Consider the following 24,013-nt stretch of genomic DNA (forward strand, 5'->3'; position numbering starts at 1 on the left):
TCCTGCCAACACCATTCAGATTCAGCATCCCGTGCCCTCCTCCACCATACATCATCTCAAGACGCTCCATGAACACGCCAACGAGGCGCTGAAGCCCGCCCTCCAGCGGCAGCTTTCTCCGGCGGAGCGGATCGCGCTCTACAAGCGGTTCATGAAGATCGAGGAACACCGGATTTTCCTGAAGCACCGGGCTGGCGCCGGTGGATTGGAGATCGCCCGCAATCGGGCGGAGTTGATCGATGTGGTGCTCTCCGCGGTGCTGCGGATGACGCTGGAGGATGCGGGTGACAAGCACGTGCTCGCGCTGGTGGCCACCGGTGGTTACGGTCGCGGCACGCTCAATCCACGCTCGGACATCGATCTGTTGTTTCTCGTGCCGCGGGCCTCGAACCGTCTCCCGAGGCCTTTGGAGGAAGCCGTTCAGAAGATCCTCTATCTGCTCTGGGATGTCGGCTTCAAGGTCGGGCACGCCTGCCGTTCCATCGCCGAATGCGTGGAAGAAGCGAAGGCGGATCAGGAAAACAAAACCGCGCTGATGGATGCCCGTTTCATCGCGGGGGATGAGAAACTCTACAAGGAGTTCGAGAAGCGTTTCGACAAGGACTGCATCAAGAAGGGCCAGGGTGCGTTCTTCGAACTGCGTCGCCAGGATCTCCGCACCCGTCACGACCGCTATTCCCGCACCGTCTTCCTCCAGGAGCCGAACGTGAAGGAAAGCTGCGGCGGCCAGCGCGACTACCACAATATCCACTGGGTCACCCGGGTGAAGCGCGGCACCTTCGATCTCAAGAAGCTCGTGGAGGACCGCCTGCTCACCGCGACCGCATTTCAGGAGATCGAGGATGCCTATGACTTCCTCCACCGGGTCCGTAACGAGCTCCACTACGCCACCGGCAAGGGCACCGACCAACTCACGCTCCAGCTCCAGGGCGTGGTGTCCACGAACTTCAACTACCCGCAGCGCAGCATTCTCCGCCGCACTGAGGAGTTCATGCGCGACTACTACAGGCATACGAGGAATCTCTTCCAGCACACCACCTCGCTGATGGAGATCTTCCAGATCGAGGCCGAGGATCAATCGGACACCGGAGGACTGCGATCCTTCCTCACTTTCCGGAAAAAGCAGCGCGAGGAGTTCGATGGATTCATCGCCCGAGATGGTCGTGCGTATGCGGCGAACCCGGACATCTTCAAGGAAGACCCGAACCGCTTGATGCGCATGTTCCAGCACACGCAGGTGCGCGGCCTCCGCCTCGGCCCGCCGTTGCGGAAACTGGTGAAGGAACACTGGGGCGACATCGACCGTCCCTTCCGCTACTCGAAGGCGAATCGCGAGACCTTCCAAGCCATCCTCGAACGCAAGGGCGATGTGGCCCGCACGCTGCGCCAGATGCACCGCGTGGGTTTCCTCGGTCGCTATCTGCCGGAGTTCGGCGCGCTCGATTGCCTGGTGCAGCACGAGTTCTTCCACCGCTATACCGCGGACGAGCACACGCTGCGGTGTATCGAACAGCTCGATACCCTCACCGGCACCGATGAGAATCCGAAGCTCACGCTCTACCGCCGCCTCTTCCATGAGATCGAGGACCCCTATGGTCTCTATCTCGCGGTGATTCTTCACGATACCGGCCGTGCCGAGAACGTCCGCGAACACATCGATGGCTCAGCCATGCTGGCATCCCGCCTGTGCAACCGTCTCCAGATCCATGGCACGCGCCGCACGCTGATCATGTTCCTGGTGGACAACCACCTCACCTTCTGGCGCACGGCCACCACCCGCAATATCGAGGACCCGGATGTGATCGCCGAATTTGCCTCGATCGTGAAAACCCCCGCTCTGCTCGATGCGCTGTTCCTGTTCACCTACGCGGATTCAAACGGCACCTCGCCGGATGCGTGGACCGGCTGGAAGGAAACGCTGATGCGGCAGCTCCATTCGACCACCCGCCGCTTCCTCACGGAAGGCCGCGAGAAATACGAGGAAGCGCTTGATCGCGAACGCCTCGAACTGCGCGATGGCGTGGTGGCCTTGATGCGTGAGGACTACTATCCGGACATCTACCGTCACTTCGAGCTGATGCCCCCCGCCGTGTTCCGCTTCCGCCAGCCCGCGGAAATCGTCACGCAGGTCCGCACCATCCGCCACTTCCTGCAGCGCGAATCCGAAACCGGCGATCCATTCTCGACCTGCATCAAGTGGATCGACCATCAGGACAAGGGCTACACGGAACTGGTGCTCGCCAGCCGCGACAAGCCGCTGCTCCTGGAAAAAATCTGCTGCGCGCTCGCTTCGGAGCAGATCAATATTCTTTCCGCCGACTTTTTCACCCGCGGTGATGGCGTGGTCGTGAACCTGCTGCGCGTCTGCACCACCAACTTCGAGACCGTTTCCGATCTCAACGTCCGCAAGCGCATCCTCGCCGTGTTCGAGGAAATTCTGCGCGCCGAGTCCTACAAGCCGGAGCAATATCTGAAACGGAAGATGAACTTCCTCAAACCGCGCACGGACAGTGGCATCCAGGTGCCGGTGCGCGCCTATGTCAGCAACGACCTGCATCCCTCCTGCACCACGGTGGAGATCCAGGCGCTCGACCGCATCGGCCTGTTGCACGATCTTTTCCATGCCATCAACTCCCACGGCCTGAACACCGCCCACGCCCGCATTCTCACCGAAAAGGGTGTGGCGATGGACACCCTGTATCTCACCACGGCGGATGGCCATCAGGTCCACGACCACGCCATCCTGCGTAGCTTGGAGAAGGATCTCTCGGATCTCGTATCCCGGGGTGAGGCGACGTGATGCATTGATTCAGTCGATGGTTTATCAAAAACTATCGATTGCCCAACAACTCAATTTTCCGGCTACGGTTCACCCTCCTCCATGGTGAAAATCGTCCGCCGAATCTTGGGTGTCCTTACCGGCCTGCTTTTGCTGACGCTGGTTCTGGCCGTTGTTTTCCAAGACCGCATCATCTACATTCCCCATCCCTACGCCGCCGGGGCCGTGGAAAAGTGGGCGAGCCAGACAGGAGCAAAGGTTCTCGATTTCCAAACAACGGATGGTCCGCAGCATGCCTACCTGCTTTCCCGTTCCTCCTCGCCCCGGCACTTGTGGGTCGTGTGCGGCGGCAGCGGCAGCGTGTCGCTGGATTGGTCGGATTGGCTCCGGGATCGTGGTCCACAGGACGATGCGTGGCTGTTCGTGGATATTCCCGGCTACGGAGCAAACGCCGGTTCCCCAAGCCCCGAGGCAATCGCACGTAGTGTGAAGACCAGCGTGCCGCTCGCGGTCGAAGCCCTGCATTGGACAACTGATGAAGCCGGGCATCGCTTGCGTTTCTTCGGCCACAGCATCGGGGCCGCTGTCTGCCTGATCGCGGCCCGTGAAAACGACATCCGCCAGGGCGTGCTGCTCACGCCCTTCACCAGCACCATGGAAATGGCCTCGGCTTGGACCGGATTACCGCTCGGTCCTTTGCTCCGCCATCGTTTTGACAATCGTGAGCGCCTTCTCGAAATCGAGGCAAAAGGCGGCGGCCACGTGATCCTCCTTCACGGTACGCGCGACGAAACCATCCCTGTCTCCATGTCCCGCGATCTGGCGAAGCGTGCTCCGCATACCGTGAAACTCATCGAGATCCCGGACGGACGGCACAACAATCTCCCCGAATTCGCGCCGCAGGAAATCGAAAAAGCACTTCGCGAAGCCGCGGGCGACCGGTAACTTCCAACTCTCTCATGCCCCGCCTTCTCATCAAAGCCATGAAACTTTCCGTCATCGGTACCTTTGGCGGCATCGTGCTCTGCCTGCTTTGTCTGAGCGGTTGCCAAAGCAAGTTCATCTACTTCCCGCGCCCCTATCCCGCCAATGAGGTGGATCGGTGGAGCAAGCGGCCCAGCCATCAGGTCGTCGATTACAGCACCAGCGACGGTCCGCAGAAGGCCTACCTGCTCAAGTGGAGCCAGAATCCAGAGCATCTTTGGATCGTCTGCGGAGGGAATGGCACCGTTGCTCTCGATTGGTCGGACTGGATCAGCAGCCATGGTTCTCGGAAGGACGCCTGGCTTCTCATCGACATGCCCGGCTACGGGGCCAATGCGGGAGCACCCGGTCCGTGGTCGATCCGGAGGTCGCTCAAGGCGGTTGTTCCGGCCGCCATGGATTCGTTGCATTGGTCGCTGCCTGCGGATCGGGGGCGGCTGCGGTTCTTCGGCCACAGCCTGGGAAGTGCCGTCTGCCTGATGGCGGCGAAGGAATACGACATCCGCCAAGGCGTGCTGATGTCCCCCTTCACCAGCACCATGGACATGACGAAGGAGCTGATCGGGGTGCCACTTGGTTTCATTCTCTGGCACCGCTATGACAATTTGGCGCGCCTGAGGGAAATCGAAAAGGCCGGCTCCGGTCGGGTGGTCATTGTCCACGGCGTCGACGACGAGATCATCCCCGTCCGGATGGCCCGGGAATTGGCTGCGGCCGCGCCGAACACCACCCGCGTGGTCGAAGTGCGTGGCGGGCATCACAACGACCTGCCGGAGGTCGCTCCGGAAGCCATTGAAAACGCCCTGAAATCCGCCTGTGAGGGGCCCTGAGGCGTTAGAGGACCCGCGCGACTTCCCCCTTGCGGAGCGGCCCGGGGTTTCCTAGGGTCCGCGACTCATGATCCACCGGGCAGCTTCTTTTTTGCGCCTCCCCCCGCTGTTGGCAGCCGCGCTTCTCGTGCTTCTGCCGGGCGGCGGCTTGTGTGCGGAGATCCCCGTGGATCCTCCGAAACCCACTCCGGCGCGCACTTTCGATCCCTCGGATCTCTATTTCCAGGGCTATCTCACCACCCGTGACGCGGAGACACTGGAGGCTCAGGGCGATCTCATCGGCGCCGATGAGAAGCTCAAGCGGGCCAAGGAGATGTTCGATGCGGTGAAGATGTATTACCCGAATTGGAAGCCGGACATGGTCAAGGACCGTGCCGCCATGACGGATGACTCCATTGCCAAGATCCGCCCGAAGGCCAACGAGCTCCGGCTGAAGAAGCAGAAGATCGTCGCTGAACTGGAAGGTGGCGTGAAAACCTCCGGTGAAATCGTAGAGCCCGGCCAGAATGCCAAGCCGCTGGGCACCGTGGAGGCACCCAAGCCGCTTTCTCCTGATTCGGCCAAGGCGAAACCGGAGCCCAACAACACCGCACCGAAACCGCTTCAGCCCTCACCGAATCCGGCACCCCCTCTCAAACCCCTGCCTGCCTCTCCCATCCGGCCGGTCGATCCAGCCCAGACACAGAAGCTCGCCGATCTGGAAACGGAAGTCATCCGCCTCCAGAAGCAGCTCAAGGACGCCCAGCAGCGGAACCCGGACATCAGCTCCACCGCCCGCGCGGAATCCCGGGCGCGCGATCTGGAACTCCAGCGCGACCAGGTCCAGCGTGAACTTGACCGGGCCCAGGCCGAACTCCGCGACATGCGCGCCCGTCTCGCCGCAGCGCCGGTGGAGGGCGACTATCAGTCGATTTCGCGAAAGGCCGAGCAATTGGAGCAGGAGCGCAGTACCCTGAACCGGGCGCTGACCCAGAGCCGCAGCCAGCTTGCCGACGAACAGGTCAAAAACCAGACCCTTCAAGCCGATGTGACCGCCCTGAAACAAAAACGGGCCGATCTGGAGCGCGACGCCAAACGCCAGCAGGACGCTGCCAGTTCCATCGTGGGAGGACTAAAGGAACAGATCAAGACTCTGGAGAACACAGTCAAACAGAAGGACTCCGAAATTGCCGCCGCCAACAAGCGCATCGACGGGCTCGCGAAGCAGCTGGACGAGAGCCAGAAGGCGTATGCGGATCTCCAGGTCGAACGCGACTCGCTGCTCCGTGAGAAGGAGCAGATGTCCGCGCTCCTGAAACTGAATGAATCCGGCCGCATCCAGGATCTCATCGGACAGAACGTGGCTCTCGCGAAACAGCTCAAGGAAGCCGAGGAGCGGGTGAAGAAGCTCAGCGATGCCAGTGCTGACGACCAGAAGCTCTACATCGAGGCGCTCAACGACCTCGCGATCGCGAAGTCCCAGATCGGTCGGTTGCAGATCGAGCGGAAAGAGCAGGACAAGCGCATTCAGGATCTGGCGACCCGGCTTAAGAACGAGGAAGAAGCGCTCGCCTCCGGTGCTGCCGACAGTGAGGAGGTGCGGACCCTGCGCCAGATCATCAACAAGCAGCTTCAGGCGCAGAAACGCCGCGTCCAAGCCCGTGAAGAATTGGAGAACGCCGCCAAAGCCTTTGCCGCCAGCAATCCGGACTATGCAAAGGCGATCGATCTCATGACCAACAACGATGTGGTCGTCCTGACTCCGGAAGAGCAGAAGATTCTTTCCGACAGGAAGGCGGACATGAACATTTCCTCCGGTTTGTCCTACGCCAGACCCATCGGAGAAGTGGCCATCGACAAACGTGCCCTCAAGGCTCAGGGCGACGTTTATGATACGCTCGCGAAGAAGGCATATGGCTCCGGCCGGCTGCTCTTCGCGAAAGAGTTGTATCAAACCTCCATCGAAGAGAATCCCGGGGACACGGGAGCCCTGTGCAAGCTAGGCTTCCTCCAGATGAAGACCGAGGATTACCCTTCCTCCTCGGACACGTTCCGTCGCGCGACCGAACTCGATCCGACCAATCCCTATGCCCATCGGATGCTGGGTTACTCACAGCTCATGCTGGGAGACGTGACCGGCGCCGAACAGGCGTTGCTCAAGGCCATCGAGGTGTCTCCGGATGACGCCATGGGCCACGTGATTCTGGGGAGCATCTACATGAAGCAAGGCCGCGCCGCCGAGTCCGAGTCCGAAAGCCGCGCCGCCATGATGGCGGACCCGTCCATGTGGCAGCCCTACTACAATCTGGCTGTATTCTGCGGCAAGAGCGACAAGCGCAAGGAGGAAGGCAAGCGCCACTACATGAAGGCTTTGGAGCTTGGTGCTCCGCCGGATTTCCAACTTGAGAAGAAACTCGGGCTCGGAACTTCGACTCCGTAAAAAGGACGCCCCCTATCCAAGAGGGAATGTCCGCATCCGGAATGTCAGGACATTCTCCACCTCATCGGGTGCGTCGACCTGCTTCCAAGATAGCCGCGTCTGCAATTCGGGACGTTTCCCGTAGCCCCGTTTTGTCCAAAAGGGGTCGTTCGGACGATAGTCTGGCGGGCATAGCGGATGATCCGCGGGTCTTTCGACCGCGCAGAATGAAGTGATCTCGTAGCCGAGTGCCGCCGCATGGGCTTCGCGTTCATCGAAAAACCGGTGGCCGATCCCACGTCCCCGATATTCCCGGGCCAGAACCGATTCACCGAGGTAGAAAACCTTTTCAATCGGAATCCCCGCTTCCATGAACGGGCGTTGGAAACTTGCATCGGCTTCCGCCAGAGGCAATCCGGTGGACACCCCGACGACCTTGGCCCCGTCCAGAGCCAATACGATCACCCCTCCCAGAGAGGAGGCATAGGACTCCAGATATTCAGACTCGTATTCGTCTGAACCATCATAAAGGTAGGGGAATTCCCGGAAAACCTGGATTCTCAAGGTCGCCAGATCCCCCAGATATGGCCGGATCGCCTCTCCTGTCAGCCGCCGCACTTCGATCATGGGCCCAGACAAGCGCGCCCCGGCCCGTGGCTCCAGCCTGGAAATCACCTCAAAAACGGCCATTACTTTCTTCACGAATCCGAAAGACTGTGCTGAAATCAGGCGATGCATGGACTGTCGCCCTGGTTGATGTCGGAGGAGACGGGAGAACCGTTCACCCACTGCATCCGCTGTCGTCTGCCACTGTTGGAGATTGATGCCCGGTGGCTGGTCATCAAGGACTACCGGCAGGAGGAATGCATGCTGGAGTATGCGATCTGCGAACCGTGCCGGAATGACATTTCCGCTGGCTTTTCCGAAGATTCGAAAGCGGCGGTGAGGGAATTTCTCGCCACGCACATCGATTGGAATGCCCGCATCGAGGATTTCATGATGGATGGCACGATGGAAGGTCGCCTGTCCCACTGCATTGGCTGCCGGACACCGAGGGAGCACATGGCAGGCTATGGGATCTCGGCACTGTTCGATGCCTCCGGGGATCTGATCGAGGGGCCTCTCCCCCTGTTGCTCTGCGATGTTTGCACGCGGAATCTGTCCAACCGCCTTTCACCCGAGGACCTGGCCACTTGGAGGAACTTCATTGCCACCCACTTTGAAGGTCCGCCCGGTTCCGCGGAGTGGCCGGGGTATCCGGGCCTGCTGTGAAGGACCCGGTGGCAGATTCGAGGACACTCAGTCCTCCATCGGCGGAAAGCGATCCTCACCGATCATCTGCCCCTCGAGATCGAAATAAAGTTTCAGGAATCCGGCCCGCGCCTGGAGCCCCTCCGGAGTGATGAGGGGATCGAGCGCGATTCCCGCCTCGAAATGATCGCCGAATGCGAAGCCCTCGAACTCCTCCCGGACAAACGCCCGCGATACCAGCAGCGGTGCCGGACGCCGGGGCACCGTCATCACCTCCAGCCCGTCGAATTCCATTTTCCAGCCACAATGGTCCAGCAGGTCCAGAGCGGCGGCCATCACCACCGTCACCGGCAGCCGGGCGTCGAGTTCCTCCAGCAAGGGCATGACTGTTTGTAATGAAGCCGTCCCGACTGTCAACCGGCGGCGCAGGTTCCGGAAAACGCGCCCTCGACAGCGTCTGCGGGTGGGCCTAGCTTCCGCGCCATTCCCAAAATCGAATCAGAATCATGATCCGCACCCTGATCCCCGGCGCTCTGGCCATCGGCCTCGCCACCGCCGCCCCTGCTGCTGAAACGCCGTCCGCAGCGGCAGCTCCGGCCGCACCCGCCACCAAACAGGCTGCCAAACCCGAAGCGCCCCCGGCCGATCCGGCTGCCGTGAAGTCGGATTCCTCCTATGCCCTTGGTTTCCGCACCGGCTCCAGCTTCTCCCAGGAATACGGCCGTTTCGGCATCGGTGCCGCCGACCTTGATACCGAGAACTTCGTGAAGGGCTTCACGGCTGCTCTCAAGGGCGGCAAGCCCGATCTCAGCGAGGACAAGCTCCAGGCCGCCATGAAGGCGCTGGGCGACCAGCTCCAGAAGCGCGAACAGGATCTCGCCACCAAGAACCTCGATGATGGCAAGAAGTTCCTCGAACAGAACGGCAAGCGCGAAGGCGTGATCACCACCAAGAGCGGCCTCCAATACGAAGTGCTCGGCAAGGGCGGCGACAAAAAGTATCAGGCGCCGAAGGACGGCAAGGAGGACAACAAGGAATTCCACGTCCACTACAAGGGCACGCTCATCGACGGCACCCAGTTCGACGCATCTCCGGAAGGTGAAACGGTTCCCATGACCCTCCAGGTCATCGATGGCTTCAAGGAAGCTCTCACCACCATGCCGGTCGGCGCGAAGTGGAAGCTCTTCATCCCCGGGGCTCTTGCCTACGGCGAACAGCGCCGCAGTCTGGAAATCGGACCGAACCAGCTTCTCATTTTCGAACTCGAGCTGGTGGATATCAAGGATGCTCCTCCGGCTCCGGAAGGCGGACTTCCAGGTTTCCTGCAGGGTGCTCCCGGTGGTGGCGAGTGATCTTGTCTTTCCCGCATTTTCAAGGAAGGCTGCCGGAAATCCGGCAGCCTTTTTTATTATCATGAAACTCACCTATCTTGGTCACTCGTCCGTCCTCATCGAAACGGCCGGCCATCGCCTGTTGTTCGATCCCTTCATCACACCGAATCCCCTGGCCTCCGGCGTGGATATCACCTCGCTGCATCCGGACCACGTGCTGCTCACCCACGCCCACGGCGACCATGTGGCGGACGCGGAAAAGATCCTCAAATACTCCGGAGCCACGCTGATCTCGAACTATGAGATCGTGACGTGGTACGGCAATCGTGGTATCAACCATGGCCACCCCCTCAATCATGGCGGCGGCTTCAATTTCCCATTCGGCCGCGCGAAGTTCGTCAATGCCGTCCACTCCTCGATGTTTCCGGATGGTTCCTACGGCGGGAATGCCGGTGGCTTCGTGATCGAAACCGCGGACGGCACCTTCTACGTCTCCGGAGATACGGCGCTGACCTATGACATGAAGCTGCTGGCGGACCGCTACAAACTGGACTTCGCCGTGCTCCCGATCGGTGACAATTTCACCATGGGGCCGGACGATGCCGCCATTGCCGCGGAGTGGGTCGGGGCGAAGCGTGTCATCGGAGTCCACTACGACACCTTCCCGCCCATCATCATCGACAAGGACGCGGCCCGCAAAACCTTCGCCGACCGTGGTGTGGAACTGTTGCTGCCTGCCATCGGCGAAACGATCGAACTGTGATCCCGGAAACCACCCGTGCCCATGTCGTCTGCGGTCCTCCGGCCTGCGGCAAGACCACCTACGCCCGGCGACTGGCGGATCGCCTGGGTGCGGTCCTGCTGGATAGCGACGAGGTGGCGGAGCGTCTCGTGCGCGCCGGGTTGGCTTTGGCCGGACTCGATCCGAATGACCGGGATTCGCCCGCCTACAAGGCAGCCTACCGGGACGCGGTGTATGAAACACTATTCGATCTCGCCCGGTCCAATCTTCCAAGGGTGCCGGTCGTAGTCGCCGGTCCGTTCACCTCGGAGGGAAGCAACCCGGATTGGCCGGATCAACTGAAGGAACGCCTCGGAACCGCGTCCACGATCCACTTCGTCTGGTGCCCGTCGGACAAACGTCGCGAGCGCATTCTTGCCCGCGGAGAGAGCCGCGACCTCCCGAAGCTGGCGACGTGGGATGCTTATGTCGCCAGCTGCCGGGATGAGCGGCCGGTGTTTCCGCATGTCTTCGTCGAAACAAGCTGATCGGGTGGACTAGCGTCTCCCGGCCACTGCGGGATTTTCCCTCCCCCGCCCTTGTTTGATCTGCTACCCATCCGTCATGTCCGACTCCATCTCCGGTCTCACCGCCCGCATCCAGTCCTTCGTGGATGCCCGGGAGTGGCGCCGTTATCACAACCCGAAAGACCTCACGGTGGCGATCACCGCCGAGGCCGGGGAATTGCTCCAACACTTCGTGTGGCAGCAGGACGAACAGATCGAGAATCGTGTGGAAGCACGGCGCGAGGAAATCGCCTCGGAGATTGCGGACGTGGCGATCCTGCTTTTCGAACTCGCCGACAATCTCGGGCTGAAGCTCGGCGATGTGATGGAACAGAAGATCGAGCGCAACGAGGCCCGCTATCCGGTCGACAAGGCTCGCGGCAACAACCTGAAGTATTCCGAGCTGTGAGTGATCTGCCGCCTTCCGGCGAACCTCCCCGGCCGCCTCGCCGGAAGCGTTACTCCGGTAAGAATCCGCGTCGGTTCGAGGACAAATACAAGGAGCGTGATCCGGAGAAATATCCGGAGACCATCGCGAAGGTCCTGGCCTCCGGCAAAACCCCGGCGGGTTCACACGTGCCGATTCTCGTGGAGGAATCCTTGGAAGCCTTGCGACTTTCACCGGGCATGACCGGTGTGGATGCGACTCTCGGTCACGGAGGGCACTCGCTGGCCATTCTTGGGAAGATCGCGCCGGGCGGAAAATTATTCGGCCTTGATGTCGATCCAATCGAGCAGCCGAAAACCGAGACACTCATTCGTGCTGCCGGCTACGACCCAAACACGTTTGAAGCCGTGCGCTCGAACTACGCGGGCATCGTGAAGGTGCTTTCCAGTCGTGAAATCGCAGCGGTTGATTTCATCTACGCCGATCTCGGTTGTTCCTCGATGCAGTTTGATGATCCGAGCCGCGGTTTCTCGTTCAAGACCGATGGACCGCTGGACATGCGCATGAATCCGGAGCGCGGTCTTTCCGCCGCCGAGTGGCTGGAACGCGTGAAGCCGGACAAGCTCGCCTTCGCGTTGGCCGATCACTCCGATGAGCCTCGCGCGGAGCGATTGGCCGAGGCGCTCGCGGGCAAGCGTTTTTCCGGCACCCAGGCTTTTGCCGCAGCCATCCGCTCCAATCTTCCGGGACTCGATGATGAGGTGGTGGATCTGACCATCCGGCGCGTGTTCCAAGCGGTGCGGATCGCGGTAAACGAAGAATTCACAGCCCTCGATGCCTTCCTCCGTGCGCTGCCCGGCTGTTTGAAACCCGGCGGACGGGTGGCGGTTCTGACGTTCCATTCCGGTGAGGACCGGCGGGTGAAGAAAGCTTTCCAGGCAGGTTTGCGGGATGGCTTTTACTCGGAGATCAGCGAGGGCGTCATTACCGCCAGTCCGGAGGAACGCAGGAACAATCCGCGGAGCGCGCCCGCAAAGCTGCGCTGGGCGGAGAAATAGACGAATGCGGTGGCCCGGTGGCGCTGTCCGAGGTAAGATCCCCGGGTTAAGCCGCACATGAAAACGTGGTTCCTCCTGCCGCTGTTTTTTTGCACCACGCTCGCCATCGCCTCCGAAGACGATCCGGATGCCGATGCTTCCGAGCCGCCCGTGAAAAACACGGAAAAGGCACCGCTGAAATCCACGGATCCCTCCAAACGCCAGTGCCGCGGTGTCCATCTCGGATATGAGGCTCCCGCTGCCCGTGCCGCCTACATCGAGGTCACTCCCGAGAAATCATCTCCCGGCACCTACTTCTGCGCGCTGGGGTTCAATCGCGGGTATCTGGGCATCCAGGACTTTGGTGACGGGAGAAAAATCGCGATCTTCTCGGTGTGGGGAGCGAGTGATCCAACCGATTCCAAGAACCCTCCTCCTGCGGATGAACAACCGGTAACGCTCGTTCAAAAGGGTGACAATGTGCTGGAAGGCCGCTTGGGCGGCTACGGTATGGCAGGTCAGGCGCGGTTGGTCTTCCGATGGGAAATTGGCAAACCCACCCGCTTCTTCCTGCAGGCCAAAACCACGGAGGACGGCACCGATTTCACCGCCCATGTCTTCGATCCACTCCAGCTCAAGTGGCGCCTGGTGGGGATATTCCGCTCGCACGACAACGCGGGAAATGTGGAGGGGCTTTATTCGTTCATTGAGGACTTCCGGCGCAACTTCGAATCGGCGAAGGTCGTTCACAAGGCGGAGTATTCAAACGGATGGGTGCTGACGACGGACAACAAATGGCAACCGCTGCTGGAGGCCAGGTTCACCGCGGATGCCACGTCCGTCACCAACGTGGATGCCGGCCCCGTGCAGGACGGGTTCTTTCTCCAGACCGGCGGCGATACGGAGAACAAAACCGGCAGGCTTTGGCAGACGCTCACCCGCGAAGCGAAGAGCGAGCGTCCGGTGGATGTCGATGAACTATTGGGCAAATGACGATGGTGGCGATGTGGCTTGTATCCCCTTGCCCGTCCGAATCGCCGTGGCATGGTGAAGCGCATGAGCACCCGCGTCCTATGCCTGCTGGCCGATGGCTTCGAGGAACTTGAAACCATTGCTCCGGTGGATGTTCTGCGGCGTGCCGGGGTGGCGGTCACACTTGCCTCGCTGGGGGAGCTTCCGGTGACCGGTCGCAATGACATCCATCTGACAGCGGACGTCCGATTGTCGGATGAGTTGCCGGATGCTTACGATCTGCTGTTGCTGCCGGGTGGACCGGGTGTCGCCAAACTGCGGGAAGATGGTAGGCCGGCTGCTCTCGCCCGTATTTTTCACGAATCCGGCAAGCGCGTGGCGGCGATCTGTGCGGCGCCGCTCGTGCTGAAGGACGCCGGCATTCTCAGCGGCAGGCGTTTCACTGCTCACGACAGCACGTTGCGGGATCTGCCCGATGCAATCGTGAACGAACGGGTGGTGATCGAGGGAAATCTCATCACTTCCCGTGGTGCAGGCACGGCGGTGGATTTCGGTCTGGCTCTCGTCGCGGAACTCTGCGGACAGGAGCGTGCGGACGAGGTGGCGTCCTCCATCCACGCATATCTATGACCGGATGCCCGGCAAGGTGCCGGCCCTGACGACCCGGGTCTTCGGGATCGTGTCGTGCCAGCCGCATTTCGACACCCTGAAGAAAGAGAACGCATCGAACGGAATGAAACGGCACAACGAGCGGGCGAATGCCTGTCCGTAGGACGGTGCTTCCCCGTTCAGCGTCACGACCTTGGTGCCGGTGAAGAACTTGCCCGCCGAACGACCAAATGCTCCTTCCATCACCGTGTAGTAGGCGATGGTTACGGCATAGCTCGCGGCCAGGATTCCCCATGTGCTGCCGCCGGTTTCCCAATGCAGCCCGAGGCCCGGAATCAGCCGCAACCCTTGGAACAAAATCCGGTGTACGATGGTATCCAGAATGAGGTTGGCGAATCGAATCCCCAACGACAAAGGAACGAATTCGTCAGGAGCATCTCCGAGGAGCTCCGGCAATCCGGGAGCAGCGGGAGGACGGTAGGGATCGACAGGCTCCGAGGGCGACATGGGTTTTACCTATGATTCACTCAAGCTTCCGACCCGGCGCATTCCGGCCATACCCGGATGTTAGAACGGAAACTTCCCGCCCAGTCCCTTGAGCATGTCGCCGAGGCCGCCCATGCCTCCGCCACCCATTCCGCCGAGTTGCTTCATCATCCCTTTCATTTTTCCCGGGGACTTCATCATCTTCCGCATCTCGCCGAACTGTTTGAGCAGCGTGTTCACCTCGGGCAGCGTTGTTCCCGAGCCAGCCGCGATGCGCGCGCGGCGCGTGCCCTTGATGATCTCCGGGCGGCGGCGCTCGTCCGGAGTCATGGACAGCACGATGGCCTCGGTGCGCTTCAGCTTGCCGGTGTCGAAGGCGTTCGAGGGAAGCTGCTTCTTGATCTTGTTGAAGCCGGGCATCAGACCGAGCAGGCCTTCGAGCGGTCCCAGCTTCTGGATCATCTTCATCTGGTCGAGGAAGTCGGTGAAATCGAACTTGCCCTCCTGCATGCGCTGCATCGAGCGCATGGCGTCTTCCTCGTTCAACTTGCCGGCGACCTGCTCGACCATGCCGACGATGTCGCCCATGCCCAGGATGCGGTCGGCCATACGGCTCGGGTGGAATTCGAAAAGCTGGTCCAGCTTCTCCCCTTCCCCGGCAAACTTGATCGGCTTTCCGGTCACGGCGCGCATCGAGAGCGCGGCACCACCGCGGGCGTCACCATCGAGCTTGGTCAGGATGATGCCGGTGATGCCCACCGCTTCATCGAAATGCTTCGCCACGGATACGGCCTGCTGGCCGGTGGCGGCATCCGCCACGAGCAGGGTTTCCTTCGGCTGGAGGAAGGCGTGCAGGCGTTTGAGTTCCTCCACGAGACGTTCGTCGATTTCCTGGCGGCCCGCGGTGTCGAAAAGGATCACCGTGCCATGTTCGCGTTCGGCCCATGCCAGCGCATCCTTCGCCACCTTTACCACGTCCTTCTCGGAGGCATCCGGCGTATAGACCGGCACGTCGATCTGCTTGGCCAGCGTCGCGAGCTGATCGATGGCTGCGGGCCGATACAAGTCGCAGGCCACCAGCAGCGGCCGGCGGCCTTCTTTCTTGAGGCGGGCTGCGAGCTTTGCGGAAGTGGTGGTCTTGCCCGCGCCGTTCAGACCGCAGATGAGGATGCGGGCCGGCGGATTGAGATCGAGCGGTGCCTGGTCGGCGCCGAGCAGGGCTTCCAGTTCATCGTGGAAGATTTTGACGATCTGCTCGCCCGGTTTGATCGACTTCAGCACCTCCGCGCCCATCGCCTTTTCCTTCACATTGGCGATGAAATCCTTCGCCACGCCGAACTCCACGTCCGCCTCAAGCAGGGCGATGCGGATCTCGCGGAGCGCGTCCGCGATGTTCTTTTCGGAAATGTGACCGACGCCGCGGAGTTTGCGGAAGGTCTTGTCGAGATTGTCGGAAAGGGATGAGAACATGGTTGGGAAAAGTTGTCAGGGTTGGGAGGGCACCATGGCGGGACTCACTGTTGGGAATCGTCCGGGAGGTAGGCGGCATCGCGGTCGATCTGGAAGGACCAGCGCAATGGTGTTTCGGGAGCCTTGCCCTTGGTGTCCTTCCACGTGACGGTGACCTGGCAGCCGGGTTGGCGGAGCTTGCGGTTCACCCGCCATGACACCCGCTTGGCCTTGGGATCGAACTGGGCGGGCACTTCACCGAAACCGGCCACCTTCATCACCACCGAGGCGGGATCGAGATCCGCGATCGTGGCCAGATCCGCGGTGATGAGCGGCAGGCGGTTGTTGATCACCGCGCCTGCTTCCGGTGAAACCGGCACGGGAGTGGTCTGAGCGACACCCGGAGCATTCCCCGGAGCCCCGGCGACCGCGCCGCCTTCGCGGAAGGACGAGGCGAGTTCGAAAATCTTGTCATTGTTCCCGAAGATCATGTAGCGCGGCACCGTCATTGCCGGAGTCGACCGCTTCACCTTGCCGGGAATCACCGTGAAGAGGTTGTCGTAGCCGAACTCGTCGGCCAGCTTGAACATCTCGTCGGTGTGATAGCCTCCCGGGTAGGCGTAGCTTGCGACCTTGCAGTTGAACTTGCTTTCGAGGAAACGCTTGGACTCCCCCAGTTCCTTGCGGAGGAATGCATCGTAATCATCCGGTCCTTTCTTGGCATGGGACTTCACCGTCGATGGGAACGGGTGGCTGACGGAGTGGCTGCCGATCGCCGCGCCGTTCTTCTGCATTTCCTCGATCATCGCCGAGGACATCGACTTGCCGCCCACGTCGATGTATTCCTTGTACAAATACAGGACGAATGGGTAGTTGAACTCCTTCAGGATCGGATAGGCGTCGGTATAGACCGACTTCCAGCCGTCATCCAGGGTGATGAGCATGCAGCGTTCCGGCAGCGTCTTCTGGCCTCTCCGCCACGCGAGGTAATCGTCCAGCGAGATCACCGTGATCCCGAGCTGGCGGATGGTTTCCATCTGCTTCCGGAACTTCGAGGTCCGGATGCGCATGGCAGTCTCCGGCTGGGTCTCGGAAAGCTCGTGATAGCCCAGCACGGCCACGCGGGTGGCGTCATCCTGGATCACCGGCGGCTCCGCGGGAGGAGCGGGTGGTGCCGCTGGCGCGGGGGCCGGTTCCTGCGCATGGAGCAGCGTGGCGGCGGAGAAAAGGGCGATGAAAAAGCGGCGGAACATTCCGGCGCGGAAAGTAGGGCCGGAACCCCACATTGGAAAGGGCAGAAACGCCCCGCGATTTCGCTTCACACGTGCCGACTGGCTTGACCCTGCGGCGGCCTCCCCGTACGTACACCCCATGAATCCGCTCTACGAAGGCAAGGCGAAGCGTCTCTGGGCCACCGAGGACCCGAACGTCCTCCGCATGGAGTTCAAAAACGATGCCACGGCCTTCAACGGCGAGAAAAAGGCCCAGTTCGAGAACAAGGGCCGCCTCAACAACGCGATCAGCACCTTGATCTACGGATTCCTTGAAAAAGAAGGAGTTCCGACCCATTTCGTGCGCCAGATCGACGACACCAATGTGGAAGTCCGCAAGGTGGACATCCTGATGGTGGAGGTGATCATCCGCAATATTTCCGCCGGCAGCTTCTGCAAGCGCACCGGCATCGAGGAAGGCCGCGCGTTCTCCCAGCCGATCATCGAGTTCTGTATCAAGAGCGACGAACTCGGCGACCCGCTGGTGAACGATGACTACATCCGCGAGCTCAGCCTCGCTACGGCGGACGAACTCGCCTTCCTTCGCCAGTCCGCGCTGAAGGTGAACACCATCCTCACCGACTTCTTCGCCAAATGCGGTTTGAAGCTCGTGGACTTCAAGCTCGAGTTCGGCCGTCTCGCCACCGATCCGAAGACCATCGTGCTGGCCGATGAGATCAGCCCGGACGGCTGCCGTCTGTGGGACCTGAAGACCGGCGAAAAAATGGACAAGGACCGCTTCCGCCGCGACCTCGGCAATGTCATGGAGGCCTATGCCGAAGTGCTGGAGCGCGTGAAGGAAGCCACCGCCTGAGAATTCCGGCGGTTCACCCTCATCCCGCGATGACTTCCGAACCGCCCCTCCCCATGCCCCCGGACGGTCTCACGTTCGGGGAAGTAAGCCTTTATTTTGATCGGCTGGTGCCTGCGGATCTGGTCCAGGGTTTCGCGCCCTATTACCACTTCCGCATTCTCAATCCGGATGGATGGGATGCCGGGCACGTGAATCTTCGGGTCGGAGACACCGATCACATCAATCTCTATGCCGGGCACATTGGCTACTCCGTTCATGAGCTTTATCGGGGGTTCGGCTATGCCCGGCAGGGCTGCCTCGCGGCCGCGCCCTTCATCCGGACGATCTATCCATCCGTGATCATCACCACGGACCCGGACAATGCAGCCTCCCTGCGCACGATTGAGAAGCTGGGCGCGGTGTTTCTGGAGGAAATCCCGGTGCCACCGCACGATCCCCAGTATCGTGGCGGCTCGCGCCGCAAGCGCCGCTTCCGCTGGGTGCCGTAGCCGGAACGGAAGACGACCGGACATTGCTGTCCGGCCGTCCATCGTTGCATGTTACCCCGGAAATCAAATGCCCGGCTTGATCTGGCCGGAGACCAGTTTCCACACAGGGCCGCTCGGATCGAATGGCGGTGATGCCGCCGTATCCACCGGCACCGGAGGCAGATCTCCGTCCAATCGGAAAAGCGGCAGGATCGGTGCTCCCGTTGGGGCTTTCCCATATGTCGCGCCGATCTCTTCGATGAAAAGGCTGGCACCGAAGACACCACCGGGAATCTCGCTGATGAGGATCTCAAGCGGATAGGAACTCCCCTGTCTGGCCTCGAACTCGGTGCCGAGCATGCACCCGCCCATCATGGAAGTGTAGCCGGTTGCCGTGGGATATTCATAGAAGGCCACCGGCAGCTTGAAGGCGCGGCGGAGCTCTTTTTCGAGTTCCTTGTTCTCGACTTTTCCCGCGAGAACCTTGGCGGTCTCCCCCCATACCGGACGGCCGAGATTGGCGGAGTAGTATCCGGCATCCAGCACCGACTTCCCGTCAAAGCGCACGGTGATCAGATCATCCGCCGCCCCCACGAACCGGTATCTGCCCGACTTGGGTGGCGTCACCACCCCGCGATAGAGTACGATCCAGCGACTGGGCTGCACCTCATTCTCGCAGCGGAATGCCTTGGGGGCTTCCCCGGCCGACATGTTCGGAATATAGATGCGGGTCTGATAGAGTTTCTGCGGAGCCTGGTAGAATTTCGCGAACTCCCGTTCATTCCATCCGCGTTTCACGAAATCATTGATGACCTTGAGAAACTCGGGTTCCGTCAGTTGGTTGGATTCCCGCTTGGTCGTTTGCTTCGTATCATAGAGGACACCCGTAAACGCATTGGCGTTCGGGTCGATCATGCCGAACGGGCTCATCTTCCCCGCACCACCGCCGAGTCCCGGACCCATGCCGCTGCCGAAGCCCTTGCCCTGGCCATCGCCACGACCACCACCGGAACCGCTGCCGCCGAGTCCGCCGGACAATCCGCCGCTGCTCAGCGAACCCACCGAGGACATTGCGGAAGCCGCATCCGGCTCCGGAAGCGTGAAACTGCTGCTCGCACCCTTCGCCGCCATGCGCGGAGTGTTCGGCGTGGACATGGTCGCACGCTGTTTCTTGTTGCTGATCTCCTTCACGCCCGGAGAGCCGCCACCGCCACCCTTCGGCATGAAATCGGGATCCGGCACCTTGTCCGGGATCACTTGGAAAATCCACACCAGCCCGATCGAGAGCAGGATGGCGTGAACGATGAGGGAGATCGAAAGCGATCCACCACCCAGTTTCTTCCAAAAAGACGGCTTGTTCTCCCGGGTGGGCGTCGCGGGCAGGTCCGGAGAGTGGTTTGCCGGTTGCATGAGCGGGCGGGGGTGAAGATCAGGCCAGGAGGCGCATGCGCGAGATACGCCCCTCCTTGTTCCACTCCGACACCAGTAGATCGCCGTTGGGTTCCCAATGGATGCCGTGGGGGGTGTAGAACACGCCTTCGCGGAAATCGCTACGAGGAACACCGTAGTTGTCCCATTGCTTGCGGTTGGGATTGTCCCCGGCGAAGGCGACCGGCGTGCCGGTCTTGTCGAGGATGGTCACGCGGCCGAGGATTTCCGAAACTGCGGCGAACTCGCCATGGAACGAAACCTGGCAGGGGCGGCGGAGGTGCTGGGAATGATGTGCCACGAACTTCCCATCGAGATCGAAGTGGCTGAGTCGCAGGTTCTCACGGTCCATGACCAGCAGCAATGGCTGGCCGAAACGGGTATCAAGTGAGATGCCATGGCAATTCCGGCATTGACCGTCCTCTCTGCCGTTGCCGGCGAAGGATTTCTTCCAGGTCTGATCCGCTCCGAACACGTGGATGCGTGAACTGCCATACCCATCGCAGACATACACGGTGCCATCCGGACCTCTCACCACCGCCGTCGGCTTCCAATCGTCCGCGGACTTCGCGCCACCCGCGTCTGGAGCGCCCATCGTCCAGACCGGCGTTCCGTCCAGCTTGAGCTTTACCGCGCGTTTGCCCACCAGCCACGCGGCGTAAATGAACTCCTCGCCATTTTCCTCCACGATCTGGAGCTGGTGGATGCCCGCGAATTCTTTTGCGATGGTGTGCGAGAATTTCCCATCCGCTCCATAAACCAGAACCGAAGCCGGGCCATCGGTGCTGGCATAGATCCGGCCCGCCTTGTCACGGGCGATGCCGCCATGGGTCGGGCCGGAAGCCACACCACCGGTCGTGGCACCCCATCCCGGCAGCGTCTCGAAAACAAAATCCCCGTTGCCTGTCCGGGCCGGTTGGATGGCCGGTGGTTCTGGCGCAGCCGCAGTCCGTTGTAGCGAGGAAGCGGCCAGTCCGGCACCTGCCAAGGCAAGAAAATCACGACGCGGGAAAGCACTCATGGAAAATAAAAAGATTGGGAAGTTCTAGCATCCCGCGATGCGGCCTCACGTTGAAAAGATTGCAACTTCAGGTCAGTAGTGGCACTTTCCGGGATGTGATTCCCGTTCCCGCTTGTCGTTGGGAAGCCAGTGTTGCACTTCCCGGATGAGGCTTCCTATGTCACGGTTTTCCCATGAATCCCCCCCGAGTTCCCCAACCCAGAATTGAACTGCTGCCGACTCCGGAAGGAACAGGGGCGCTCGGTGAGATCTTCGAAGCCGCCATCCTCCACGACATGAAGTATGCAGGTCGCGGCGAGCGGAACCGCTACTTCATCGCCCGCGCCGCGATTCTGGTTTTGGACGTTCAGGGAGAGGCGGAATATTCGGATGAAACCGGTCGGGCGTGTCCGTTGGTGCCCGGAGACTGCATCCTGCTCGATCCGCGCCTCCGCCATTATTACGGCCCCGTCACGGGCTCCCATTGGACGGAGATGTATGTGTGTTTCCGCGGTCCGATTTTCGACACATTGGAATTGGCCGGAAACCTGATGTCCGAACCGGTCCGCCATCTTGCTCCGGTTGCGGATTGGCAGACACGTCTGCGGAACGTGCTTCCGGGCGGTCCCGGATCGGATTCACCGGATGCGTGCATCGGGCGTTTGATCGCATTCCTGACGGAAGCCTTCCCTCCGTTGCGCCAGACCCTTCCTGTGGGAGACGCATGGATCACCCAAGCCAAACGGATGCTGGCCACGGAGAATGTCACGGTGGCGGAGGTCTCCGAAAAGCTCTCCGGAGTCGTTGGAATGGCAGCGGAGACGCTGCGCAAACGCTTCCGGCACGTGGTGGGAACCTCGATGAAAGCCTGGCAAATGGAGGCCAAGGTCGTTGCCGCCCGCAGCCTCCTGGCCCGTGGCAGTATGACCCAGAAGGAAATCGCCGCGGCTCTCGGCTTCGCCCACCCGCAGCATTTCTCGCGCTGCCTTCGCAAGGCCACCGGCAGCACCCCGGGAATGATCGCCCGGAAGCCTCCCGGAAATTCGTTGGAATAAATCGACCGGTTCCGATATCTTCCGGTTGGTGTTTCCAAGAGCGGTCATTGGTCTGTTCCTCGCGCTGGTCTTCCAGCTCGCGCAGATCGCGCCGTGTCTGGCCGCCTCCTGCACATCAGGTCCCGAGACGGCGCAATGTGGCTGCTGTGACAAAAAGCAGGATGCCTGCCCGTGCGCTTCGAACAAAACCGAGCGCGAGCGATCCACCCCGATCGCGCCTCCCGCGCCGGAGGTGAAGGCCCATCTCGCCCTGCCATCGGTCGATCCCGTCGCTCCGCAGGCGACTCTTGCCGAAGCCGCTGCTCCGCGTGGCAGCCCGGACTCCCCGGGCGAACGCACCGCCGGCTATGCTGGTGTGACGTTGGCGGTCGCGTTCTGCAGTTTCCTCATTTGAGCTGGATGCCTGCCCAGGCGTACTGCGCCCCGACATCCCGTTGACCCGCTGTTTCGGGTCCGGAGAGGGCGCGGTTGGATTCCTCATCCACTGACTCGAATGCATCCATGAAAACCATTTTCGCCATTGTTCTCACAGCGGCCATCGCCGTTCCAATCACCTGGCACTTCGCCCACCGCGAACCCACTCCAACATCATCTGCCGCGACCACTTCCGAACGCAAGGTGCTCTACTACCAGAGCACCATGCATCCGTGGATCAAATCGGACAAGCCCGGACGCTGCACGATCTGCGGCATGGAGCTGACCCCTGTCTATGAAGGACGGGCGGATGCCGCCACGCGTCCGGATCTCGTGATGCTCGATCCAGCCAATGTGCGTGTGCTCCGTGTGGAATCCACCGCGGTGAAAATGCAGCCGCTCGTACGGACGCTCGCCGTTTCCGGAACCGTTGATGACGACGCCACACGCCATCGCATTGTCTCCGCCTATGTGGACGGTCGAATCGAGAAGCTTCACGTGAATCACATCGGAGCGGAGATCACCGCAGGCCAGCCGATGATTTCCTTCTATAGCCAGATGTTGCTCGTTGCAGAAGGCGAGTATCGCCTTCTGGAACTCCAGCGCCGCGAATCCGCCATGACCCGTCTCCGCCAGATGGGTCTGAGCACGGAGCAGATCCAGGCGCTGCCCTCGAAGTCCCCGTCCACCATCACTTCGGATCTCAATGCCCCCATGACTGGTACGGTGGTGGCCCAGAAGGTCTATGAGGGCCAGTACGTGAAGCAGGGCGATCCGCTCTTCGAGATCGCCGATTTCTCGACCATGTGGTTCATGTTCGATGCCTATGAGTCCGATCTGCCATGGCTGCGGGCGGGCCAGGTCGTGGAAGTGCATGCACGCTCGCTTCCGGGCAAAACCATCGAGGGGAAGATCGCTTTCATCGATCCGAACTTCGACGAAGTCACGCGCGCTACCAAAATCCGAGTGGAACTGCCAAATCCGCTGGTGGACGGCAAACGCCTGCTCGCCCACAAGGTTTCCGCCGATGGCGAAGTCCGCATTTTCACCCCGGATGTGCTGGCGATTCCACGGTCCGCCGTTCTGCGGACGGGCCCGCGGGCCGTCGTCTATGTCGATCAAGGTGGCGGAGCCTACCAGCAGCGGGTGATCCAGACGGGACGCAGCGGTGATCAACTGGTGGAAGTCATCTCAGGCTTGAAAGCGGGAGACAAGGTCGTCACGCAAGGCAATCTCCTCATCGATGGCCAGGCCGAGATCAACCATGGCGCCGAAACCGAACCGATGCCGGAATCAAAAGCGCTGACTTCCGGGGAGATCACGGCGGCGAAGGACTTCCTCGCTCTCTCCGACGCACTGGCCTCGGCTCTGGGCCGTGACGATTTGGAAGGCTTCAACAAAGAGGCAGCCACCGCCATGGACACCACCGCGCGCTTCATCGCCGCGATGAAATCCCGCCCGAATCCCTCCCCCGCCCTCGTCGATCTCGAACAAAACCAGCATCTCCACAGTGCCGCCACCTTGAAGGATGCGCGCATGCGCTTCCACGCCTTCATCACTGCCGCGGAGGTCGTGTTGCAGCCGCTTCGACATGCCGATGGCACGCCACCTTTCCATGTTTGGGAATGCCCGATGGTCCACGAAGCCATCCCCGGCAGCGCGGCGAAAGGACGCTGGATTCAAACCGGCGACCGACCGGGCAACAATCCCTTCTTCGGCAGTGCCATGCCGGATTGCGGCGAGGAAATCCAACCCTGAGGCAA

General features: G+C 61.1%; 24 protein-coding genes. 17 read left to right on the top strand and 7 right to left on the bottom strand.

Features of this window, described 5'->3' with window-relative positions; all coding sequences use genetic code 11:
* Positions 1–31: 31 nt before the first annotated feature.
* The 4 genes from glnD to KBB96_RS06140 all read left to right on the top strand — a co-directional run bounded on the left by glnD (position 32) and on the right by KBB96_RS06140 (position 7,012).
* On the top strand, positions 32–2,800 hold the full coding sequence (glnD, locus tag KBB96_RS06125; RefSeq protein WP_211633535.1) for a [protein-PII] uridylyltransferase: 2,769 nt from the start codon (positions 32–34) through the stop codon (positions 2,798–2,800).
* Positions 2,801–2,905: 105 nt separating this feature from the next.
* The gene (locus KBB96_RS06130; protein ID WP_211633537.1) at positions 2,906–3,724 is read left to right on the top strand and encodes an alpha/beta hydrolase; all 819 of its coding nucleotides are present in this window, start codon (positions 2,906–2,908) and stop codon (positions 3,722–3,724) included.
* 14 nt (positions 3,725–3,738) lie between these two features.
* A complete protein-coding gene (locus KBB96_RS06135; protein WP_211633539.1) occupies positions 3,739–4,593 on the top strand; it encodes an alpha/beta hydrolase in 855 nt (284 codons plus the stop codon).
* A gap of 166 nt (positions 4,594–4,759) precedes the next feature.
* Positions 4,760–7,012: a tetratricopeptide repeat protein gene (locus KBB96_RS06140; protein ID WP_211633541.1), complete on the top strand. Its 2,253-nt coding sequence runs from the start codon at positions 4,760–4,762 to the stop codon at positions 7,010–7,012.
* A gap of 12 nt (positions 7,013–7,024) precedes the next feature.
* Here KBB96_RS06140 and KBB96_RS06145 read toward each other — a convergent pair whose 3' ends face one another.
* The gene (locus tag KBB96_RS06145; protein WP_211633544.1) at positions 7,025–7,729 is read right to left on the bottom strand and encodes a GNAT family N-acetyltransferase; all 705 of its coding nucleotides are present in this window, start codon (positions 7,727–7,729) and stop codon (positions 7,025–7,027) included.
* An 18-nt stretch (positions 7,730–7,747) separates the two neighbouring features.
* Here KBB96_RS06145 and KBB96_RS06150 point away from each other — a divergent pair, with 18 nt between their 5' ends.
* On the top strand, positions 7,748–8,263 hold the full coding sequence (locus KBB96_RS06150) for a hypothetical protein (RefSeq protein ID WP_211633546.1): 516 nt from the start codon (positions 7,748–7,750) through the stop codon (positions 8,261–8,263).
* A 27-nt stretch (positions 8,264–8,290) separates the two neighbouring features.
* Here the strand turns inward: KBB96_RS06150 and KBB96_RS06155 are convergent, their stop codons facing one another.
* Positions 8,291–8,626 carry a hypothetical protein gene (locus KBB96_RS06155; RefSeq protein WP_211633548.1) on the bottom strand — a complete coding sequence of 112 codons (336 nt, stop codon included), beginning with the start codon at positions 8,624–8,626 and terminating at the stop codon, positions 8,291–8,293.
* Positions 8,627–8,748: 122 nt separating this feature from the next.
* Between KBB96_RS06155 and KBB96_RS06160 the strand changes: the two genes are divergently transcribed.
* From KBB96_RS06160 to KBB96_RS06190, 7 genes are all read left to right on the top strand, one after another.
* Positions 8,749–9,594 (top strand): FKBP-type peptidyl-prolyl cis-trans isomerase N-terminal domain-containing protein, encoded by an 846-nt coding sequence (locus KBB96_RS06160; protein WP_211633552.1) that lies wholly within the window; start codon positions 8,749–8,751, stop codon positions 9,592–9,594.
* Positions 9,595–9,655: 61 nt separating this feature from the next.
* Positions 9,656–10,336, top strand: a complete 681-nt coding sequence (locus KBB96_RS06165) for a metal-dependent hydrolase (protein WP_211633555.1) — start codon at positions 9,656–9,658, stop codon at positions 10,334–10,336.
* Complete coding sequence (locus KBB96_RS06170) at positions 10,333–10,842, top strand: P-loop nucleotide/nucleoside kinase family protein (protein ID WP_211633558.1); 510 nt, start codon at positions 10,333–10,335, stop codon at positions 10,840–10,842. Before KBB96_RS06165 ends, KBB96_RS06170 begins: the two co-directional genes overlap by 4 nt.
* A 76-nt stretch (positions 10,843–10,918) precedes the next feature.
* Positions 10,919–11,269, top strand: a complete 351-nt coding sequence (locus KBB96_RS06175; protein ID WP_211633561.1) for a nucleotide pyrophosphohydrolase — start codon at positions 10,919–10,921, stop codon at positions 11,267–11,269.
* Positions 11,266–12,306, top strand: coding sequence for a 16S rRNA (cytosine(1402)-N(4))-methyltransferase RsmH (gene rsmH / locus KBB96_RS06180; RefSeq protein WP_226373655.1), 1,041 nt, complete (start codon positions 11,266–11,268; stop codon positions 12,304–12,306). Before KBB96_RS06175 ends, rsmH begins: the two co-directional genes overlap by 4 nt.
* A 57-nt stretch (positions 12,307–12,363) precedes the next feature.
* Positions 12,364–13,278 carry a DUF3472 domain-containing protein gene (locus KBB96_RS06185; RefSeq protein ID WP_211633564.1) on the top strand — a complete coding sequence of 305 codons (915 nt, stop codon included), beginning with the start codon at positions 12,364–12,366 and terminating at the stop codon, positions 13,276–13,278.
* 63 nt (positions 13,279–13,341) lie between these two features.
* Positions 13,342–13,887, top strand: coding sequence for a DJ-1 family glyoxalase III (locus tag KBB96_RS06190; protein ID WP_211633566.1), 546 nt, complete (start codon positions 13,342–13,344; stop codon positions 13,885–13,887).
* Here the strand turns inward: KBB96_RS06190 and KBB96_RS06195 are convergent.
* The 3 genes from KBB96_RS06195 to KBB96_RS06205 are packed head-to-tail and all read right to left on the bottom strand — an operon-like array spanning position 13,882 to position 17,054.
* Positions 13,882–14,373, bottom strand: a complete 492-nt coding sequence (locus tag KBB96_RS06195; protein WP_211633568.1) for an RDD family protein — start codon at positions 14,371–14,373, stop codon at positions 13,882–13,884. The genes KBB96_RS06190 and KBB96_RS06195 overlap by 6 nt on opposite strands.
* Positions 14,374–14,433: 60 nt before the next feature.
* A complete protein-coding gene (gene ffh / locus KBB96_RS06200; protein WP_211633570.1) occupies positions 14,434–15,822 on the bottom strand; it encodes a signal recognition particle protein in 1,389 nt (462 codons plus the stop codon).
* Between the two features lie 44 nt (positions 15,823–15,866).
* Entirely contained in the window at positions 15,867–17,054 is a 1,188-nt protein-coding gene (locus KBB96_RS06205; RefSeq protein WP_211633572.1) for a polysaccharide deacetylase family protein, read from the bottom strand.
* A gap of 118 nt (positions 17,055–17,172) precedes the next feature.
* Between KBB96_RS06205 and purC the strand changes: the two genes are divergently transcribed.
* Complete coding sequence (gene purC, locus KBB96_RS06210; RefSeq protein ID WP_211633574.1) at positions 17,173–17,886, top strand: phosphoribosylaminoimidazolesuccinocarboxamide synthase; 714 nt, start codon at positions 17,173–17,175, stop codon at positions 17,884–17,886.
* 53 nt (positions 17,887–17,939) lie between these two features.
* On the top strand, positions 17,940–18,374 hold the full coding sequence (locus tag KBB96_RS06215; RefSeq protein WP_226373656.1) for a GNAT family N-acetyltransferase: 435 nt from the start codon (positions 17,940–17,942) through the stop codon (positions 18,372–18,374).
* Positions 18,375–18,437: 63 nt separating this feature from the next.
* Here KBB96_RS06215 and KBB96_RS06220 read toward each other — a convergent pair whose 3' ends face one another.
* A complete protein-coding gene (locus tag KBB96_RS06220) occupies positions 18,438–19,763 on the bottom strand; it encodes a PA14 domain-containing protein (protein ID WP_211633577.1) in 1,326 nt (441 codons plus the stop codon).
* A gap of 19 nt (positions 19,764–19,782) precedes the next feature.
* A complete protein-coding gene (locus tag KBB96_RS06225) occupies positions 19,783–20,802 on the bottom strand; it encodes an NHL repeat-containing protein (RefSeq protein WP_211633580.1) in 1,020 nt (339 codons plus the stop codon).
* A 173-nt stretch (positions 20,803–20,975) separates the two neighbouring features.
* Between KBB96_RS06225 and KBB96_RS06230 the strand changes: the two genes are divergently transcribed.
* The 3 genes from KBB96_RS06230 (at position 20,976) to KBB96_RS06240 (ending at position 24,008) form a co-directional block, all read left to right on the top strand.
* Positions 20,976–21,836 (top strand): helix-turn-helix domain-containing protein, encoded by an 861-nt coding sequence (locus KBB96_RS06230; RefSeq protein ID WP_211633582.1) that lies wholly within the window; start codon positions 20,976–20,978, stop codon positions 21,834–21,836.
* A gap of 28 nt (positions 21,837–21,864) precedes the next feature.
* Positions 21,865–22,230, top strand: a complete 366-nt coding sequence (locus KBB96_RS06235) for a hypothetical protein (protein ID WP_211633585.1) — start codon at positions 21,865–21,867, stop codon at positions 22,228–22,230.
* Between the two features lie 107 nt (positions 22,231–22,337).
* Positions 22,338–24,008: an efflux RND transporter periplasmic adaptor subunit gene (locus KBB96_RS06240; protein WP_211633588.1), complete on the top strand. Its 1,671-nt coding sequence runs from the start codon at positions 22,338–22,340 to the stop codon at positions 24,006–24,008.
* The last annotated feature ends 5 nt before the right edge of the window (positions 24,009–24,013 follow it).

The sequence above is a fragment of the Luteolibacter ambystomatis genome, assembly GCF_018137965.1.
GTDB classification, from domain to species: Bacteria; Verrucomicrobiota; Verrucomicrobiia; order Verrucomicrobiales; family Akkermansiaceae; genus Luteolibacter; species Luteolibacter ambystomatis.

Bases quoted from the DNA above. Each gene is read 5' to 3' on its own strand.
- KBB96_RS06160 (WP_211633552.1), top strand. From the start codon at position 8,749: ATGATCCGCACCCTGATCCCCGGCGCTCTGGCCATCGGCCTCGCCACC.
- KBB96_RS06145 (WP_211633544.1), bottom strand. From the start codon at position 7,729: ATGCATCGCCTGATTTCAGCACAGTCTTTCGGATTCGTGAAGAAAGTA.
- KBB96_RS06220 (WP_211633577.1), bottom strand. From the start codon at position 19,763: ATGCAACCGGCAAACCACTCTCCGGACCTGCCCGCGACGCCCACCCGG.
- KBB96_RS06175 (WP_211633561.1), top strand. From the start codon at position 10,919: ATGTCCGACTCCATCTCCGGTCTCACCGCCCGCATCCAGTCCTTCGTG.
- KBB96_RS06185 (WP_211633564.1), top strand. From the start codon at position 12,364: ATGAAAACGTGGTTCCTCCTGCCGCTGTTTTTTTGCACCACGCTCGCC.
- purC (WP_211633574.1), top strand. From the start codon at position 17,173: ATGAATCCGCTCTACGAAGGCAAGGCGAAGCGTCTCTGGGCCACCGAG.
- KBB96_RS06150 (WP_211633546.1), top strand. From the start codon at position 7,748: ATGTCGGAGGAGACGGGAGAACCGTTCACCCACTGCATCCGCTGTCGT.
- KBB96_RS06190 (WP_211633566.1), top strand. From the start codon at position 13,342: ATGAGCACCCGCGTCCTATGCCTGCTGGCCGATGGCTTCGAGGAACTT.
- KBB96_RS06155 (WP_211633548.1), bottom strand. From the start codon at position 8,626: ATGCCCTTGCTGGAGGAACTCGACGCCCGGCTGCCGGTGACGGTGGTG.
- ffh (WP_211633570.1), bottom strand. From the start codon at position 15,822: ATGTTCTCATCCCTTTCCGACAATCTCGACAAGACCTTCCGCAAACTC.
- KBB96_RS06230 (WP_211633582.1), top strand. From the start codon at position 20,976: ATGAATCCCCCCCGAGTTCCCCAACCCAGAATTGAACTGCTGCCGACT.
- KBB96_RS06135 (WP_211633539.1), top strand. From the start codon at position 3,739: ATGCCCCGCCTTCTCATCAAAGCCATGAAACTTTCCGTCATCGGTACC.
- KBB96_RS06215 (WP_226373656.1), top strand. From the start codon at position 17,940: ATGCCCCCGGACGGTCTCACGTTCGGGGAAGTAAGCCTTTATTTTGAT.
- KBB96_RS06165 (WP_211633555.1), top strand. From the start codon at position 9,656: ATGAAACTCACCTATCTTGGTCACTCGTCCGTCCTCATCGAAACGGCC.
- KBB96_RS06195 (WP_211633568.1), bottom strand. From the start codon at position 14,373: ATGTCGCCCTCGGAGCCTGTCGATCCCTACCGTCCTCCCGCTGCTCCC.
- KBB96_RS06240 (WP_211633588.1), top strand. From the start codon at position 22,338: ATGAAAACCATTTTCGCCATTGTTCTCACAGCGGCCATCGCCGTTCCA.
- KBB96_RS06225 (WP_211633580.1), bottom strand. From the start codon at position 20,802: ATGAGTGCTTTCCCGCGTCGTGATTTTCTTGCCTTGGCAGGTGCCGGA.
- KBB96_RS06205 (WP_211633572.1), bottom strand. From the start codon at position 17,054: ATGTTCCGCCGCTTTTTCATCGCCCTTTTCTCCGCCGCCACGCTGCTC.